Here is a 16,397-nt window from a genome sequence, read left to right on the forward strand (position 1 = left end):
CCCGGCCCCTGGGGGGGGGGCGCCCCGGGGCGGTGGGGCGGCGCCGCCCCCCCCCGCACGGGGACGTTGAGGGGAGCGGGGAAGCGCGCGGGACCGCACGTGATGAGCAGTCAATCGACATATGTCGCCGGACTGCATATGGTGGGTGGGCGCGACCGCACCGCCGTGCCGTCGCGCCCCCGCATCCGCACGCGAGAGGACCGCCGTGCCCCAACACCCGCGCACCGCCCGTACCTTGGCCGTCGCCGCCGCCACCGTGGCGCTGGCCCTGACCGCACCGACCGCCCTGGCCGCGCCGGCACCCGCACCGGCGTCCGCGCCGAGCGCCGGCGGCGCCGACCCGGTGCCCGCCCTGGTCGAGGGCCGGGACACCGCCGCCCCGCAACTGGTGACCGGCCTGGCCGAACCCGCCCCCGGCGACCCGGTCCGGGCCGCCCGGGACCACCTGGCCGCCCACCCCGAGCGCTACCGCGTCGACACCGGCGAGCTGACCGAACTCGCCTCCACCCCCGGCCCCGACGGCCGGCGCACCGTCAGGTTCGAGCAGCGCCACGGCGGGATCCCCGTCCTCGGCGGCCAGTACCTGGTGCACCTCACCGGACAGGGCGACGCCCAGAAGGTCGAGTCGGTGGGCGGACGCTACTTCACCGGCCTGACCGCCCCCACCACCCCCGCCGTCCCGGCCGAGGCCCTGCGCGCCGCCGCGCTCGACGCGCTGAGCGACCCGCAGCAGCGCACCGGCGCCACCGCCGAGGACCTGGGCGCCGTCGTCCTGCCCGGCGGCCCGGGCCGCCTGACCGAGCACTACACCGTGCGCCCCGGCTCCGGCGGAACCGGCGGAACCGGCGGAACCGGCGCCACTGCTCGCGAGGTGTACGTCGACGCCACCACCGGCACCGTCGCCCTCGCCCACGACGCCCGCGCGCCCCGCCCGGCGGCCGCGACCACGGCCGCGCCCACGGCCCCCGGTGCCGCCACCGCCGACGGCCTGCGCCCCGCCACCGGCACCGCCCCCGACGCCCACGGGCGCCCCGCCGCCGTCAACATCGCCCAGCGCCCCGACGGCGGCTACCAGCTCACCGACCTCACCCGCCCCGCCGCCGTCACCACCTACGACGCCGGCGGCCGCGACGCGGGCGACTTCGACCACGTCATGCCCGCCGACGCCGTCCCCGCCTCCTCCCCCACCCCCGCCTTCCCCGCCGCCACCGGGGACGACGGCGCCACCGACGCCCACGTCAACGCCGGGATCGTGTACGACTTCTACCGCGACCGCCTCGGCCGCAACAGCCTGGACGGCCAGGGCGGCCCGATCGTCTCCGTGGTCAACGTCAGCGACCACGGCGCCCCGTTCCCGAACGCCTTCTGGGACGGCGGCAAGATGGTCTACGGCGCCCTCCCGGGCCACTACCCCTTCTCCGCCGCCCTGGACGTCTCCGGCCACGAGATGACCCACGCCGTCATCGACCACACCGCCAACCTGACCTACTTCGGCCAGTCCGGCGCCATGAACGAGGCCCTCGCCGACTACTTCGGCAACGCCATCGAGGTCACCGCCCGCGGCCTGGCCATGGACGACCCCACCGCCGCACTGCTCGGCGAGTCGCTGTGCCGCACCGGCACCCCGCAGGACTGCGCGAACCGCCGCCTGGACGACCACCGCACCACCGTCGACGACTACCTGGGCACCCTGGACGTCGACACCGGCGGGGTGCACCTGAACTCCACCATCTTCGGCGGCGCCCTGTGGGACGTGCGGCGCACCCTCGACCCGCTCACCGCCGACCGGGTCGTCTACCACGCCCTCGCCGACTACCTCACCCCCTCCGACGACTTCCTCGCCGGACGCGACGCCGTCCTCGCCGCCGGCCGCGACCAGGGCCTGGACAAGCGCCAACTGCGCGCCGTCGCCGCCGCCTTCGACGCCCACGGGATCCGCGCCGGCTGGCAGCAGCGGCTCGGCATGGACGCCCGCACCCTGCTGCCCGCCGCCCCCAACGGCCAGGCCACCCCCGTCGCCGCCAACGGCCACTGGGTACTCCTGGCCGACGGCCCCGACGGCAACGGGCTGTACACCGGCACCACCGACGGCCGCGGCAAGCCCGTACGGCTCAGCCCCCAGGACGGCCGCTTCCACAGCTGGGCCGCCACCGACGGCACCACCGCCGTCTGGGAGGCCCAGGGCGGAACCGGCGGCCCCGGCAAGGAGATCCTCACCGCCCCGCTCACCGGCACCGGCCCGGTGCGCAGCCTGCTGCGCACCACCGACAGCCTCGACGGGCTCCAGGTCTCCGGCCCGGACACCGCCTACGCGCTCACCGACCACACCACCGGCCGCACCCGGGCCTACCTCGTCCACGACGGGGCCCCGGCGGTCGGGATCCCGCTGCCCGAGGGGCACGGCCTCTTCGGCCTGACCCTGCGCGACGGCCTGATCGGCTGGACCGAGACCTGGCAGGACGGCGACCGGACGGTGACCGCCCCGACCGTCTACTCCATCGCGGCGGGCAAGGTCACCGCCCAGTACACCGCGCACGCCCCGGCCGGCTCCGGGCCCAGCCGCACCTCCTCCACCCTGCTGGCGGGCGGGCGCCTGGTCTGGCTGGACACCCCCGTCGACCCGGCCGGGCGCAGCACCATCCGCTCGGGCGCGGTGGACGGCTCGGGGATCGTGGACGTGCTGGCCGCGAGCTCCCCGCAGGCCCCCCGGTTCGCCACGCTGACCGCCTCCGACCAGGCCGTCAGCTACCAGCTGACGTCGGCGAAGCCGGCCGGCGGCTGGACCAACGCGGCGCTGCCCAAGCTGTGGCAGGTGCCGCTGGCGGGCGGCCCGGCGCAGCGGGTCTCCTGCGACCGCGGCGGCCAGTACGCGGTGGCCGCCGACCGGGGCACCCGGGTGGTGTGGCTGGACGCCACGGCGGGGCGCGCCGACCTGGTGACCCGGGAGCGCCCGGCGGGCGGCTGCTGAGCTCCGGCCTGGACTCCCGCCCGCGTCAACTCCCCTGCCGCCGCCCGTACTTCTCCGGGCGGCGGCTCGGCCGTTCGGCGTCCAGGAGGGCGAGCACCTCGCGCACCGCCACCCGCCCGGCCCTGCGGTACGCGTACTCGCCGGTGTCCACGTCGTGCACCGTGGTGTGGTGCACGACCAGCGCCAACGCCGTTACGGTGCCGGGTAGTTGCTCGGCCAGCTCGGCACGCACACCCTCGACCAGGGCGGCGTGGTAGCGGTCGAGGTCTCCGGGCCCGGGGGTCCCGCGCACGGTGGCGCCGTCGGCGACCTCCAGGTGCACGCCCTCCTCCCACGGCTCGAAGTCGACCGTGGCGTCGGCGACGGCGCTCGGGCAGCCGCCCTGGAACACGTAGCGGGCGCGCACGCCGCGTACCGGGCGGGGCGGGAAGGCCGCCGGCCCCGGGCTCACGCGCTCCGGGCTCACGCGTGGGTGATCTCGACCTCGGTGATCACCACGTCCTGGACCGGGCGCTCGCCGTCGGTCTCGGCGGCGGCGATCGCGTCCACCACGGCCTTGGAGGCGGCGTCGGCGACCTGGCCGAAGATGGTGTGCTTGCGGTTGAGGTGGGTGGGGGTGCCCACCGTGATGAAGAACTGCGAACCGTTCGTGCCCGGGCCGGAGTTGGCCATCGCCAGCAGGTACGGCCTGGTGAAGAACAGCTCCGGGTGGAACTCGTCCGGGAAGGCGTAGCCGGGCCCGCCGGTGCCGGTGCCGGTCGGGTCGCCGCCCTGGATCATGAAGCCCTTGACCACCCGGTGGAAGGTCGTGCCGTCGTAGTACGGGCCGCTGCCCGGCTCCCCGGTTCGCGGGTCGGTGTACTCCCGGGCGCCCTCGGCGAGTTCGACGAAGTTGCGGACCGTCTTCGGCGCGTGGAACGGGAACAGTTCCAGCCGGATCGGGCCCGCCGTGGTGTGCAGGGTGGCGAACCGGGCGTTGGCCACGGGTGTCTCCTTCGTCGTCGGTCCTGTTCGGTGTTCGGATCCGCATCCTGGCACATGCGAGGATTCGTGGCCGAACCGGTGAAGGAAGAAGAGGGGTGACACCGAGATGGTCGGAGCGGTGCTGGTCGGGGTGCTGGTGCTGGTGCTCGCCGGGTGCGGGTGCGTGGTGTGGGCCTCGCGCGGCGGGCCGGGGTGGGTGCGCGCGGTGGCGGCGGTGACGCTCGGTGCGGGCGACCTGCTGCGCGGCGCGGAGCAGCGCCGGCGGCGGCGCAGGCAGCGGGAGCGGTGGCTCCTGGGCAGCAGCAACGGCAGCGGCAGCGGCGAGGGTGGCGGGGACGGGAGCTGAGGGGGTGCCGGACGGGCAGCGGCTGCGGCGGGTCTTCGAGGCGGTGCCGGCCGAGGCGCTGGCCGGGCGCGGGGTGGCGACCTGCCTGGGTCTGGACGACCCGACCGAGGGGGCGCTGTGGGCGGTGTACGGCGCCGCGACCGGGCACTGCGCCGGGCCCGGGGCGGGGACGGTCGAGGAGCTGGTGGCGGCCGCCCGCCGGGCCTTCGAGGGGCAGTTGGACGGCTCCGACGCGGCGCGTTGGCGTGAGCGGCTCGCGCGCAGGTTCACCGAAGGCGGGCGCTGAGCTCGGGGGCCGGACGCGAGCGGGGGTCAGCCCTCGGTGTGTCGGTCCCGGCGTGTCAGTCCCGGCGTGTCAGCTCTCGGCGGAGCGGCGGCGCGAGAGCGCGACCAGGGCCGCGCCCGCGGCGAGGGCCGCGGCGGCGCCGCCGGCCTCCCAGCCGAGGCCCTCGGTGCCGGTGGCGGCGAGCGAGCCGCTGCCGGTGGTGCTGGTGGCGCCGGTGACCGTGGTCCCGGTGGTGCCGGTGCTGCCGGTCCCGGTCAGGGCGGCCGGCTGGACGGTCTGCGGCTGCTGGGCGCCCTGGTCCTGCTGCCCGGCGGGCTTGTCGGCCGGCTTCTCGGCGGGCTTGCCGGCGGCGGCCTCGTCCGCGGCGCGGGCCGTGGCCCAGCCCTCGGCGAGGAACTTGACGATGTCGTCGTAGCTGCCCTCCAGCGCCTTGCCGGCCGCCGCGCGCACGGCCGGGCCGCCGGTCTCCATGAGCTGGGAGACCTTGACGCGGTTGTCGGTGGCGCGCAGCTTGGGCAGGTCGCTCAGGAACTGGGCGACGTCGGCGGGGGTGCCGGCGAGGGCCTTCTTGGCGGCCTCGGTGGTGTGCGGGCCGGTGTTCTTGTCGGACAGCGCGACGAAGAGCGCGACGCGGTCGTCCGAGGCCTTGGCCTTGGGGTAGCCCTCCGCCAGCCACTTCGCGACGTCCGCGTCGCTGCCGTCCAGCGCCTTGTTGGCGCCCTCGCGCACCTCGCGGCCGCCGGTGGCGAGCAGCTGGGAGACCTTGACGCGGTTGTCGTCGGCGCGCTGCCTGGGCAGCTCGACGTCGAGGAAGTGCCGCAGCTCGGCGGCGCCGCCCTTGAGGGCCTTCTCCCCCGCCTCGCGCACGCCGCGGCCGGTGTCCGGGTCGGCCAGGAGCTTCTGGATCTCGGCGCGGTCCGCGTCCTCGGCCTGGGCGGCCGGCAGGCCCTCCGAGAGGAACTTCAGCAGCTCCGCCTCGCTGCCCTGCAGCACCTTGCCGCCGGCCGCGCGCACGGCCGGGCCGCCGCGGTGCATGTACTGGGAGACCTTCACCCGCAGGTCGTCCAGGCGGTTCTTGGGGAAGTCGATCTCCAGGAAGTGCCGCAGCTGGGCGGCGTTGCCCTTGAGGGCCTGCTCGGCGGCCTCGCGCACACCGGGGCCGGTGTTCTTGTCGTCCAGGAGCTTCTGGATCTCGGCGCGGTCGCGCTGCTCCTGCCCCTCGGGGGCCTGGGGGCGGCTGCTGGTGCCCGGGCCGCCGTTGACGCCGTCGTCGCCGGGGGTGACGTCCGGCGTGGAGCCGGAGGCGGTGTCAGGGCCGGTGAGCCCGGTGGGCTGGGGGGCGTCGGCGGCGGAGGCCGAGGAGGGGAAGAGGACGGCGGGCGCCAGGACCGCGGCGGCGACGACGGTGGACACCCGGGGCAGCTTCATGCGGGCAGACCTGTTTTTCCTGTGAAGAGATCTTGAACGCCCGACAGCATAGGTCCTTTTTTGCTATTGCCATACCAGGTATTTGCCGAGCTCTCCCAGACCGGAACAAACCGTCAGCGCCTGTCGGCGACGGCCCCTAAGGTGGGCGCGTGAGCTTTCACCTCGTCGTCGGACACGGGCCCGCCGGGGCCGCCACCACCCGCCTGCTGGCCGAACAGGGCCACGAGGTCCGGGTCGTCACCCGTACCGGGCGCCCCGCCGCCCCCGCCGACGGCGTCGAGCACCTCGCCCTGGACGCGAGCGACCCGGCGCGGCTGGCCGAGGCCGCGCGCGGGGCCGTCGCGATCCACGGCTGCGCCGCGCCGCCGCTGCCGCAGTGGGCCGGGCACTGGCCCGCGCTCGCCGCCGCGCTGTGCGCGGCCGCCGAGGACAGCGGGGCCGTCCTGGTGATGCTCGGCAACCTGTACGGCTACGGCCCGGTGGAGCGGCCGATGACCGAGGACCTCCCGCTCGCCGCCACCGGTCCCAAGGGCCGGGTCCGCGCCGCGGCCTGGGAGCAGGCCCGGGCCCTGCACGAGGCCGGGCGGATCCGCGCGGTCGAGGTGCGGGCCTCCGACTTCTTCGGCCCCGGCGTCACCGAGGGCGGCCACCTCGCCTCGCGCGCCGTGCCCGCCCTGCTCAGGGGCCGCCCGGTCGCCGTCCTCGGCGACCCGGACGCCCCGCACAGCTGGACCTACCTGCCCGACGTCGCCCGCGCCATGGTCGAGGTCGCCGGCGAGGAGCGCGCCTGGGGCCGCCCCTGGCACGTCCCCACCGGCCCCGCCCTGCCCGTGCGCACCATGGTCGAGCGCCTCACCGCCGAGGCCGGCACCGACCCCGTCCCGGTGCGCCGCCTCTCCCCCGTCCTGCTCGCCGCGGGCGGCCTGTTCTCCCCGCTGCTGCGCGAACTGCGCGAGACCCGCTACCAGTTCGACCGCCCCTTCGTCGTGGACTCCAGCGCCTACGAGGCCGCCTTCGCCGTCCGCGCGACCCCGCTGGAGGAGCAGCTCGCGGCCACCGTCGCCTGGTGGCGCGAGCGGTCGTAGCCGGGCGGGCCCCAGCGGCGGGCGGCCGCAGGGGCCCGGGGGGCGGCAGGGGCACCGGGGCGGCAGGTGACGGACCGGCGTACGGGGCGGTAGCGGCGCGTGGCAGGATGACCACCGCACGTACGCGAATCGTCGTACGTCCGTGCGCAGTTCGCCTGCCCAGGATCGGGGGGATCCTTGTGTCCACGACCAGAACTCCAGTCGCCGCCGGTGCGGTGGTCGCCGTCGCCGCGGCCGTCGCCCTGACCGGGTGCGCGGCCAACAATCTCGACCTGCCCAGCCCGCTGTCGGCGGGCAGCGCCTCGCCGTCCGGACCCGCCGTCACGGCCGCCCCGCCCGTCGGCACCACGCCGACGATCGACGCCGCCCCGCCCACCGCCCCGCCCGTCGTCAGCTCCCCGAGCCCCACGGCGAGCGGCCCGAAGCCGCTGAGCGGGCGCCAGTTGAAGCCGCTGCTGCCCACCTCGGCGACCCTGCCGGCCGGCTGGACGATGAAGGACAGCAGCGAGACCGACACCGGCGACAACTTCGAGGACGATCCGTACCCGACGCTGACGGACAACCCCTGCAACTGGCTGACCACCGCGGGCGGGAACAGCCTCGCGATGGGCTACCAGACCGCGCACGCCGAGGAACTCGTGTCCGAGGACGTCAACGAGGCCGGGATCCACCTGGGTTCCTACTTCCCCGGCACCGCCACCAAGCAGCTCGCCCTGATCCGCGCCTACGCCGACAAGTGCAAGACCTACACCGGCCAGGACTGGGACAAGAAGCCCGTCCCGCACACCGTGACGGTCACCTCGGTGCCCAACCTCGGCGACGAGGCCATCGAGGTGAAGAACTCCCCGACGGGCCCGTACGCGACCCGGGACGTGCTCGCCGTCCGGATCGGCGACAAGGTCCTCCTCCTGGACGGCGACAACATCGTGGACCGGCTGCCGCACATCAAGGACCTCGCCGTCCCCATCGTCCAGCACATCCAGCAGGTCAGTCCCTGAGACCCGGGGCCCGGCGGCGCACTCGGCGTCCTCGACACCCCCGGCGTCCTCGGCGTCCTCGGCGTCCTCGGCGTCCTCAGTGCGCCTGGAGGCTGTCCGCGCCCCGGTAGCCGGCCGGCACGCCCTCGATCAGGATGATGTCGGCGTTCATGTGCCGGGTGCGCAGCGGCAGGATCTCCCGGTAGGCGGGCGAGTCCCACCAGGCGCGGGCCCGCTCCAGGTCGGGGAACTCGATGACGATCGTGCCGCCGGTGCCCCAACTCCCCTCCACCGTCTCGTACGTGCCGCCGTGGACGACGAAGCGGCCGCCGAAGGGGTCGAGGGTGGCGTCGATGCGCTCCAGGTACTCCACGATGTCGGGGCCGAACTCGACCGAGTGGACCTGGGCGATCGCGTAGGCGGTCATGGGGGTGCTCCTGGGGGGTTCGCCGTGGGTGGTTCCTGCTGACGTCCCCGACGGTAGGGCGTGGGGGGTGGCGGGCGAATCGGTCGCGTATCGGTAGGTCGGTGGGTCGGTAGGTAGGTAGGTAGGTCGGTAGGTCGGCAGGGGTGACGTACGGACGCCCTCGGGGGTGCCGGGCGGGTCCGAGAAAGCTCGGATACCGGCGGGTGACGGGTTCCTGACAGGGTGGGGGTCGGTCGGCCGGCCGTACCGCCCTCGCTCCCCTGCCCCTGCCTCCTCGATCTGGAGATCCCTTGCGCTCGCTCATCCGACGCATCGTCCTCTCGGCCGCGCTCGCCCTGGGCGGCCTGGCGCTCGCCCCCGGCGCGGCCTCGGCCGACACCCCTGCGACGGTCCTGTTCAACCAGGCCTCCGAACGCTGTCCCGACGGCGCGGTGTGGGACACCCAGGACATGCACCCCTGCGCGCCCTCGAACAACCCGGGCAAGTGGGTGTTCACCCCGGTCCCGGGCTGGAACGGCGTCTACACGATCAACAACGAGGTCGACAAGCGCTCCTGCCTGACCGCCTCCGACAGCCGCCCGAGCGGCACCCAGTGCTACACGAACGTGACCAGCCAGATGTGGAGGATCACCCCGTACACGGCGGCCGGCCAGACCGCGAAGTACGACATGGTCGGGGTGCGGATCCAGAACGTCTCCAGCTCGCTGTGCCTGGACAACACCGAGAAGAACTTCGGCGGCTGGAAGCTCTACATGTTCGGCTGCAACGACGGCGCCTACCAGCAGTGGGACATCTACCGCAGCAGCTACGAGGCCCTGTTCGGCCCGGTCGGCGCCCACAAGGGCATGACCTGGGCCAACCTGGAGCAGCGCGCCGACAACGTGGTGCACGTCGGCTACGACACGGCCAGCAACCCGTACCAGGGCGACACCCCGGCCGGCACCCAGCTGCCGGTGCTGTGCCTGCGCAAGGACGGCCGCCCCGCCCCGGCGGGCGTGCCCACCAGCGGCTTCCACAGCTGGGCCGGCGGCGAGGTGAAGGCCACCGCGCCGGTGCCCGGCACCCAGCTGAGCAGCCGGGCCACCGCCGACCAGCTGTGCGCGGCCTCCTTCGGGGCGGGCTTCCGGATGGCGGAGTTCCACGACGCGTCGGGCTGGGGCCTGTGGGCCAACGGCACCCTGCCGACCCAGACCAGGTTCTGGACCGCGATCGACGACCAACCGGCCAACCCGTGGAGCTGACCGCCACGGCGGCGCGTCACGGGTGATCGGGGGCGGGGGCGGGTGCCGAGCAGTGGCACCCGCCCCCGAATTTTTCGGTCACCCTCGGCCTGCTCCCGGCCATTCGTTCGTACGTCCACCGACAACGGGGGCCCGCTTCCCTAGCCTTCGGTCCGTGGCCAAACGACGTGACATCGAGCGGGAAGTGCTGGGCACCATCGGCGAACTGGCGGCCGCCCGGCTGCCCACGGCCGAGCTGTTCCGGGAACTGCACGCCCTGCTCCAGGGCCCCCTCGGCTTCGACGGCGGGTGCTGGCACGGCACCGACCCGGTCACCGGGTTCCCCACCTCCACCGTCGCCTCCGGCCTCGACCCCGCCCGCTTCGAACAGGCCGTCCGCCTGGAGCTCCAGGGCGAGGACGCCACCACCTTCGAGGCCATCCGCGCCGCCGGGCACCGGGTGCAGAGCATCGGCCGCGCCACCGACGGCCAGCCCGAACGCAGCCTCCGCTACCGGGAGTTGCTCCAGCCCTGCGGCTACGGCGACGAACTGCGGATCAACTTCGACCTCGGCGGCGGCCGCTGGGGCAGCGCCGCGTTCATGCGCGAGAACGGCCGCGGCCCCTACGAGCTGCCCGAACTGCGCCTGGCCGCCCGCCTGGTCACCCCCGTGGGCACCGCCCTGCGCGCCGCCCACCGCGCCTCGCTGTGCCCCACCCGCACCACCACCGCACTCCCCGCCCCGGCCCCGGCCGTCGCCGTCCTCGACGTCCACGGCCGGCTGCGCTCCGCCGACGCGGCGGCCCGCGACCTCATCGCCCGGATGGCCGAACCCGGCGGCCTCGTCCCGGGCGTGCCCAGCGGCTTCCTCACCGTCGCCCGCCAGGCCGCCCGCACCGGCCGCCCCGCCGAGGTCCGGGTGTGCACCCCCGACGGCCAGTGGCTCGCCCTGCACGCCACCCCGCTCGACGGCCCGGCCGACGGTGTCGCCGTCATCGCCTCCCCCGTCTCCCCCGTCCAGCACCTGCCGCTCGCCGTCCTCGCCCACGGCCTGTCCCCGCGCGAACAGCAGGTCGCCCTCCACGCGGTGCGCGGCACCAGCACCAAGGACATCGCCGCCCTCCTGCACCTGACCGTCCCCACCGTCCAGCAGCACGTGGGCGCCATCCTCGACAAGACCGGCACCCGCACCCGCCGCGAACTCGTCACCCTCCTGATGGCCGGCCACCTCCCCACCCTGGGCCTGCCGCCGCAGTGACGGGGTTGCGGTACGTACGCCCTGACGGTTCGTGTAGCATCCGCCCAGCTCGAACACATGATCACGCGAACGGGGTGGGCCGGATGCCGCAGGAAGACGACAGCAGCGGGACGACGAAGCGGCGCCGGCAGGCCCTGGCCGTCGCGGCGGGGGCGTGCGTCCTCGGCGCGGCCGGGCTCGGCGGGGCGCTGCTGCTCACCGGCTCGCACGGCAGCACCGCCCCGGCGGCGCAGGACGCGGCGGCCACGTCCAGCCCCTCCCCCGCGGCCACGCCGTCCGGCACGCCCTCGGCCTCGCTGTCGGCCTCCCCCTCGGCCTCGGTCGAGGCGCCGACGACGGCCCCGGTGCCGGGGGAGACCGGGACGCCCACGGCCGTCCCCACCGTCGTCCCCGCGGCCGACCAGGCCGAGGACGGGGCCGAGGCCGCGCCCGAGCCCGCCGCCACCAAGCCGGCCCCGGCCCGCCCCCGCACCACCCAGGCCCCGGCCGCCCACGCCCCGGCCGCCCCGGCGAAGAAGCAGCCCGCGGCCGAGCAGCCGCCCGCCCCCGAGCCGGCCCCGGCCCCGGCCCCGGCCCACACTGGGAACCCGATGTTCGAACCGACCGTTCCGCCCCGGCCGGTCCCGCCGGCCCCCAAGCCGGTCCGCACCGACACCCCCTGCCCGCCCGGCCAGGCCATCACCTGGGACGGCTGCCGCCCGCTGCTCGGCCCGGTCATCACCCTGGGCCCGACCACCCCGCACGGCTGAGCGACCCGGGTCCGGCCGTCGGGGCGGTGGGGATCACGGCTGGCGCGAGCGCCACAGGTCGGGGCCCATCGACCGGTCCAGGTACTCGTCGGCGTCGGGGAACCCACCCTCGATGACGGCCGCGAGGAACTCGGCCATGCCGCCGTCGAAGCGGACCATCTCACTGATGCTGAAACGCCACACCACGACCGGCCACTCGTCGGGGTCGCCGGCCGAGGTGTCCCAGCAGAAGTAGTCACAGCCGGTGTTGTTGGCCCACGCGAGCAGGCACCCCTTCGCCGGGAACGGCTCGTACGGGCGGCCGGACACCCCGTCCCAGGTGTACCACTCCGCCAGCATCTCCCCGACGTCCTTGTTGAAGTAGTAGAGGCTGTTGAAGGTCTCCTCCTCCGGGCCTCCGGGTTCGAGCACCGGCGACGCGAACCTGATGTCCCCGCCGAACTCGAGATAGCCGTACCGTTCCACGAGCTCGCGGTAGTCCGAGGGCAGCCGGACCCCGAGCCGGTCGATCGACCCCTCCCAGTCCACCTCGGCGCGCTCCCGGCCGGAATCACCCATGATCTGTACGAGCCTGTCGATACCGCTCGTCATGTCACCCCGCACAGCGCTCAGTCCCACCAGAAGCTCCACTGGTGGGAGTCGACGAGCTGCTCGGCGTAGGCGGTGAGGGTGCCGGCGCCCTGGTGGACCTGGTCGGGGCAGAAGGCGGCGTGCTCGGCGGCGAGCGGGAGCGCCTCGGCGACGGTGGCGGGCGGGACGGGGACGCTCAAGTGGAGGGTGTCGAAGCCGACTTCGACGAGCTGCGCGCCGAAGCGGCGTTCCCAGTCGGCGAGGACGGCGGCGATCCTGGCGGTGTCGTTCTCGTGGTTCAGCGGCCCGCTCCACCCGCACGCGGCCAGCGCCTCGGCGCCGCTGCGGGCGGGCACCAGGCCCAGCCGTACGTCCTTGAAGGACGCCAGGACCTCGGCCAGGCCGCGCGCCTCGGCGTCGGCCACACCCGCCGGGACGGTGACGGCGGGGGCGGGCCCGGGCCAGGTCCGGCCGTAGGGAGCGAGGACCTCGGCGAGTTCCCCGTCGTCGCCGCCGTCCTCGTCCTCGTCCTCCTCGCTACCCGCCTCCCACCAGGTGCGCAGCAGGGCGGCCGAGTCGTACGACCCGAAGTCGGAGACGTGCTCGGGGAACAGCTCGCCGGACAGCCAGGGGCGGAAGTCCGGGTCGCCGGCGCTCAGCGGGCTCAGCAGCAGCGGCCACAACCCGCTGCGCGGGTGGGCGCGGTGCAGCTCGGCCCACAGGCCGGCGGGCGCGGGCCCGTCACTGATCCACAGCAACGGCTGCGTGCCCGCCCCCTCGTCCCCGACGACGGGACGGCCGGGCGGCAGGGGGACGGGCGGGGCGGTGTCGAAAGGCCAGGTCATGCGGTGAACGGTAGGGGCGGGCACTGACAGCGGGCCGGCCGGTGTCGGTCAGTCGGGGCGCTGGCCGTGGAGGAGGAGGGGGAGGGCGCGGCCGGTGAGGGCTTCGGCGGTGCGGGCGGCCTGGGAGGGGGCCATGTGGTTGGGGAGTTCGTGGACGGGGACGAAGCGGGCGCCGTGCAGGCGGCTTCGCTTCTGGGGCGGGACGGTGAGGGGGTGTTCGTCGCGCAGGGTGCCGCCGTCGAAGACGAGGTTGAAGCGTTCCAGGTAGCGGTCGGAGGGGGTGTAGTCGAGGGCGACGGCGTGGGTCAGGCGCAGGATGATGCCGGTCTGAGCGTGGAGGTGGCGGGCGGCGGCGCGGTGCGGGGGCTCGTTGGCCTTGCCGGGGCCGCCGGGCAGGATCATGCCGTCGAGGTAGTCGGGGTCGACGAGCAGGACGTCGCCGTTCTGGTTGCGGACCAGGACGAGGCAGCCGAGCCGGCAGATCGGGGGCTTGGCGAGGAGGCGGGGGTCGTGCACGGGGTTCACTTCCTGAGGACGTACAGCAGGACAGCGGAGAAACAGGCCCACCAGAGCAGGCGGGCGAGGAGTTCAGTCGTCATACGTGAGGCGCTCGTAGCGCAGGCCCTTGCGCAGCAGGTCCACGATCCGCAGCAGATCGAGCGGACGGGCCGTGAGGTGCAGCAGGTACTCGCAGGTGGAGCGGCCGGTGTCCCAATCCACCTCCAGGGTGGGCAGGTTGACCCGGCCCAGGGCGAGAACAGTGGTCAGGTCGTCCAGGACGGCGGCGGCCTGCCGGCGCTGCTCGGCCGTGACACGGGAGAGGGTCACAACTCCCCCGGCCGCTTGTGGACTTCGAAGAGCCGCCAGGCCGAGAACGCCTCGGTGAAGGAGGAGAAGCCGCTGCGCTCACCGTCGGGCCTGCACAACCACGCCCCGGTGCACTCGTTGCGCACCCGGTAGCACCGGTCCTCGGTGTCCCAGCGGACACCGTAGCCATGGAGCTTGGCTGGTTGAGGGGGCTTCATGACCATGACTGATCACCTTCCGTGCGGATCTGTAGTCACACGAGTCGATTCACAACCGACTTCACTTTCCGTGCCTCAAGCGTCGCTCACCGCAGCTACCCTGACCAGCGTGGACGTGTGCCACAACGCAGCTGGACACACCGGAGGAACGCCATGGCCTTCAAGCCCAACAAGTTGGACCCAGGGCGTTCGGCCCGCGACCTGTTCGGCTGGGAGATGCGCAACCACCGAGAGCTCGCCGGCTCCATGTCGCTTGATCAACTGACCGAGATTCTCGGCTGTTTCTCGAAGGGGCATCTAGCCCGAATCGAGCGGGCGGAATCGATGCCGCCGCCCGAGCTCCCTGCCAAGCTCGATGTCGCGTTCGGCACCGACGGACGCTTCGGCCGCATCTACCTGCTCGCCAAGAACGAAAAGTTTCCCGGCAAATACCGTCAATGGTCAGAAATTGAGGCTAAGGCTGAGGCCATCGAGGAGTTTTCTGCAGCCACCATTCCAGGGCTCCTCCAAACCCCCGAGGTCGCACGCCACTCACTGCTCGCGGGTCACCCGCAGGCAACCCCGCAGGAGCTCGACGCACTGGTACGGACGCGTCTCGGCCGCCAGAAACGATTGGTTTCGTCGGCCCCTCCACACTGCTGGTTCATTCTTGACGAGTCGACTCTCCGAAGGCCTGTCGGGAGCCCCGCAGTGATGAGGCAGCAACTCGACGCCATCGCGTCGGACCAGAGACCCCACATCACAGTGCAGGTCTTGCCATTCACCGCAGGGGTCCACGCCGAGATGGGAGGATCGCTCTTCCTCTATTCGGTGCCGGGCCGTCCGTTGGTGGCATGGGAAGAAGGTGCTCGCAGCGGTGAACTCATCGAAGATGCCGAGGGCGTAGCCGCCCGCCGGAGGTCATACGATCTGCTCAGGGCCATGGCCCTGTCGCCCAGAGACTCTCGGGCGGCGATCAGGCGCATCTCGAAGGAGTAAGGCCGTGCATGTGAACCAGCACGAAAGCTGGCGAAAGAGCAGCCATAGCAACAACGACGGCGGCGCCTGTATCGAAGTAGACGATGCGCACCCGGGTCTCGTGCGAGACAGCAAGGACCCCGAGGGTCCTCGACTCCGCTTCTCGCCGACGGCCTGGCAGTCCTTCGTGACCGCCGTCCGCAGCGGCGAACTCGACGCCCCCTGACCCCCAAGCGTTCGGCCCCGCCGCCCCGGCCTCCGGGGTGGCGGGGCCGTCTCCACGCCGCCGCCAGGTTCAACTCCCCCAGGCCACCCGCGACTCCAGGGGTGATCAACCAGTGACCCTGCCGAACCCCCTCCGGGCGAACCTCAAGACCGGCCACGACCTGAAAGTCGGACCCGCCGACTTCCCACTCCTCCAGGAGGGAACCGCCATGAAGCCCAACTCACCCATCACCTGGGTCAAGTCCTCCCACAGCACCGACGGAGGCCAGTGCGTCGAGGTTGCTCCTGGCTTCCCGGACGTCATGCCGGTCCGCGACTCCAAGGACCCCAACGGCCCCACCCTCGTCTTCCCCGCCGCCGCCTGGCACTCCTTCGTCACCGCCGTGCGCACCGGCGAACTCCCCACTCCCTGAAGCCGGGAGGACCCGACATGGCCGACGGGAGCCGGGCAACGTGAACCACTCCGGGATCTGGCTGAGCCGCTACGAGTTCTTCAGCAGCAGCCGCGACGACACCTTCACCGGGCTGCACCACGTGGTCCTGACGCAGAACGGCAACCGCATCACCGGGCACTCGCTCCCTTCCGCTTCCTCCAACCCCGATTCACCGCTGTCCTTCGACCTGACTATCGACCGGAACATCGTCACCGGCACCTGGGTCGAACAGACCGCGCAGGACGGCTACTACCGGGGCGCCCGCTACCACGGCGCCATCCAACTGCTGGTCGATCCGACCGGACGGCGTATGGCCGGCAAGTGGGTCGGGTTCGGCAAGGAATTCGACGTGAACACCGGCCCGTGGGCTCTCAGGCTGCTCGACGGGTCCACGGCCGACGAAATCACAGCCAAGTACAGCGCACCCCCCGCGGAAGACCCGCTCCCCCGCACCTGACCGGCCCGCTCACGCGCCGCTGCCCCGGCCCCCCGGGCCGCGGGGCCCCCCAACCACCAGCCGGGCGCTGATACACAACGGACGCGGCCGACGCCCATGCACGTGTAGATCTCGGTGTTCGCCGTATAATTAAAAGTGGTTGGGGGGGTGGGGTTT

At 73.7% G+C, this 16,397-nt stretch carries 20 protein-coding genes and 1 pseudogene; 12 read left to right on the forward strand and 9 right to left on the reverse strand.

All coding sequences use genetic code 11. The annotated features are described in order from the left end of the window. The first annotated feature begins 205 nt into the window (after positions 1 to 205). Complete coding sequence (locus ACFWXO_RS23980) at positions 206 to 2,968, forward strand: M4 family metallopeptidase (RefSeq protein WP_380525796.1); 2,763 nt, start codon at positions 206 to 208, stop codon at positions 2,966 to 2,968. 25 nt (positions 2,969 to 2,993) lie between these two features. Here ACFWXO_RS23980 and ACFWXO_RS23985 read toward each other — a convergent pair whose 3' ends face one another. Further along, on the reverse strand, positions 2,994 to 3,434 hold the full coding sequence (locus tag ACFWXO_RS23985; RefSeq protein WP_380525797.1) for a hypothetical protein: 441 nt from the start codon (positions 3,432 to 3,434) through the stop codon (positions 2,994 to 2,996). After that, complete coding sequence (locus ACFWXO_RS23990) at positions 3,431 to 3,952, reverse strand: peptidylprolyl isomerase (RefSeq protein ID WP_380525798.1); 522 nt, start codon at positions 3,950 to 3,952, stop codon at positions 3,431 to 3,433. Before ACFWXO_RS23990 ends, ACFWXO_RS23985 begins: the two co-directional genes overlap by 4 nt. Positions 3,953 to 4,058: 106 nt before the next feature. Between ACFWXO_RS23990 and ACFWXO_RS23995 the strand changes: the two genes are divergently transcribed. Both ACFWXO_RS23995 and ACFWXO_RS24000 read left to right on the forward strand, forming a co-directional pair. After that, complete coding sequence (locus ACFWXO_RS23995; protein ID WP_380525799.1) at positions 4,059 to 4,298, forward strand: hypothetical protein; 240 nt, start codon at positions 4,059 to 4,061, stop codon at positions 4,296 to 4,298. Positions 4,299 to 4,302: 4 nt separating this feature from the next. Beyond that, a complete protein-coding gene (locus ACFWXO_RS24000) occupies positions 4,303 to 4,584 on the forward strand; it encodes a hypothetical protein (protein WP_380525801.1) in 282 nt (93 codons plus the stop codon). 69 nt (positions 4,585 to 4,653) lie between these two features. On the opposite strand, the gene ACFWXO_RS24005 is transcribed toward ACFWXO_RS24000, so the two are convergent. Then, a complete protein-coding gene (locus ACFWXO_RS24005) occupies positions 4,654 to 6,012 on the reverse strand; it encodes a hypothetical protein (protein ID WP_380525803.1) in 1,359 nt (452 codons plus the stop codon). A 149-nt stretch (positions 6,013 to 6,161) separates the two neighbouring features. On the opposite strand from ACFWXO_RS24005, the gene ACFWXO_RS24010 reads away from it, so the two are divergent. Together ACFWXO_RS24010 and ACFWXO_RS24015 are read left to right on the forward strand one after the other, a co-directional pair. Beyond that, a complete protein-coding gene (locus ACFWXO_RS24010) occupies positions 6,162 to 7,097 on the forward strand; it encodes an NAD-dependent epimerase/dehydratase family protein (RefSeq protein ID WP_380525805.1) in 936 nt (311 codons plus the stop codon). Positions 7,098 to 7,276: 179 nt separating this feature from the next. Then, on the forward strand, positions 7,277 to 8,095 hold the full coding sequence (locus tag ACFWXO_RS24015; RefSeq protein WP_380525806.1) for a hypothetical protein: 819 nt from the start codon (positions 7,277 to 7,279) through the stop codon (positions 8,093 to 8,095). Between the two features lie 76 nt (positions 8,096 to 8,171). Here ACFWXO_RS24015 and ACFWXO_RS24020 read toward each other — a convergent pair whose 3' ends face one another. Beyond that, a complete protein-coding gene (locus ACFWXO_RS24020) occupies positions 8,172 to 8,501 on the reverse strand; it encodes a DUF1330 domain-containing protein (protein ID WP_380400657.1) in 330 nt (109 codons plus the stop codon). A gap of 290 nt (positions 8,502 to 8,791) precedes the next feature. On the opposite strand from ACFWXO_RS24020, the gene ACFWXO_RS24025 reads away from it, so the two are divergent. The 3 genes from ACFWXO_RS24025 to ACFWXO_RS24035 all read left to right on the forward strand — a co-directional run bounded on the left by ACFWXO_RS24025 (position 8,792) and on the right by ACFWXO_RS24035 (position 11,728). Next, the gene (locus ACFWXO_RS24025; RefSeq protein WP_380525808.1) at positions 8,792 to 9,742 is read left to right on the forward strand and encodes a hypothetical protein; all 951 of its coding nucleotides are present in this window, start codon (positions 8,792 to 8,794) and stop codon (positions 9,740 to 9,742) included. A 154-nt stretch (positions 9,743 to 9,896) separates the two neighbouring features. After that, a complete protein-coding gene (locus tag ACFWXO_RS24030; RefSeq protein ID WP_380525810.1) occupies positions 9,897 to 10,979 on the forward strand; it encodes a response regulator transcription factor in 1,083 nt (360 codons plus the stop codon). 83 nt (positions 10,980 to 11,062) lie between these two features. Beyond that, positions 11,063 to 11,728 carry a hypothetical protein gene (locus tag ACFWXO_RS24035; protein WP_380525812.1) on the forward strand — a complete coding sequence of 222 codons (666 nt, stop codon included), beginning with the start codon at positions 11,063 to 11,065 and terminating at the stop codon, positions 11,726 to 11,728. 33 nt (positions 11,729 to 11,761) lie between these two features. Here the strand turns inward: ACFWXO_RS24035 and ACFWXO_RS24040 are convergent, their stop codons facing one another. The 5 genes from ACFWXO_RS24040 to ACFWXO_RS24060 form a co-directional block, all read right to left on the reverse strand. Further along, positions 11,762 to 12,286: an SMI1/KNR4 family protein gene (locus ACFWXO_RS24040; RefSeq protein ID WP_380525814.1), complete on the reverse strand. Its 525-nt coding sequence runs from the start codon at positions 12,284 to 12,286 to the stop codon at positions 11,762 to 11,764. A gap of 50 nt (positions 12,287 to 12,336) precedes the next feature. After that, a complete protein-coding gene (locus ACFWXO_RS24045) occupies positions 12,337 to 13,143 on the reverse strand; it encodes a DUF4253 domain-containing protein (RefSeq protein WP_380525816.1) in 807 nt (268 codons plus the stop codon). Between the two features lie 48 nt (positions 13,144 to 13,191). Next, positions 13,192 to 13,659, reverse strand: coding sequence for an NUDIX domain-containing protein (locus tag ACFWXO_RS24050; protein ID WP_380525818.1), 468 nt, complete (start codon positions 13,657 to 13,659; stop codon positions 13,192 to 13,194). Positions 13,660 to 13,731: 72 nt separating this feature from the next. After that, positions 13,732 to 13,971: a hypothetical protein gene (locus ACFWXO_RS24055; RefSeq protein WP_380525819.1), complete on the reverse strand. Its 240-nt coding sequence runs from the start codon at positions 13,969 to 13,971 to the stop codon at positions 13,732 to 13,734. Continuing rightward, complete coding sequence (locus ACFWXO_RS24060) at positions 13,968 to 14,174, reverse strand: hypothetical protein (protein ID WP_380525821.1); 207 nt, start codon at positions 14,172 to 14,174, stop codon at positions 13,968 to 13,970. The genes ACFWXO_RS24055 and ACFWXO_RS24060 overlap by 4 nt, the downstream gene beginning before the upstream one ends. Before the next feature lie 147 nt (positions 14,175 to 14,321). On the opposite strand from ACFWXO_RS24060, the gene ACFWXO_RS24065 reads away from it, so the two are divergent. The 4 genes and pseudogenes from ACFWXO_RS24065 to ACFWXO_RS24080 form a co-directional block, all read left to right on the forward strand. Continuing rightward, the gene (locus ACFWXO_RS24065) at positions 14,322 to 15,146 is read left to right on the forward strand and encodes a Scr1 family TA system antitoxin-like transcriptional regulator (RefSeq protein ID WP_380525822.1); all 825 of its coding nucleotides are present in this window, start codon (positions 14,322 to 14,324) and stop codon (positions 15,144 to 15,146) included. A 10-nt stretch (positions 15,147 to 15,156) separates the two neighbouring features. Further along, entirely contained in the window at positions 15,157 to 15,351 is a 195-nt protein-coding gene (locus tag ACFWXO_RS24070; RefSeq protein ID WP_380525879.1) for a DUF397 domain-containing protein, read from the forward strand. 208 nt (positions 15,352 to 15,559) lie between these two features. Continuing rightward, entirely contained in the window at positions 15,560 to 15,763 is a 204-nt protein-coding gene (locus ACFWXO_RS24075) for a DUF397 domain-containing protein (protein WP_380525824.1), read from the forward strand. Between the two features lie 28 nt (positions 15,764 to 15,791). After that, positions 15,792 to 16,241 (forward strand): annotated as a pseudogene (locus ACFWXO_RS24080) (hypothetical protein); the annotation flags it as partial. Between the last annotated feature and the right edge of the window lie 156 nt (positions 16,242 to 16,397).

The sequence above is a fragment of the Kitasatospora sp. NPDC059088 genome (assembly GCF_042738155.1).
In the GTDB taxonomy this organism is placed as follows: Bacteria; Actinomycetota; Actinomycetes; order Streptomycetales; family Streptomycetaceae; genus Kitasatospora.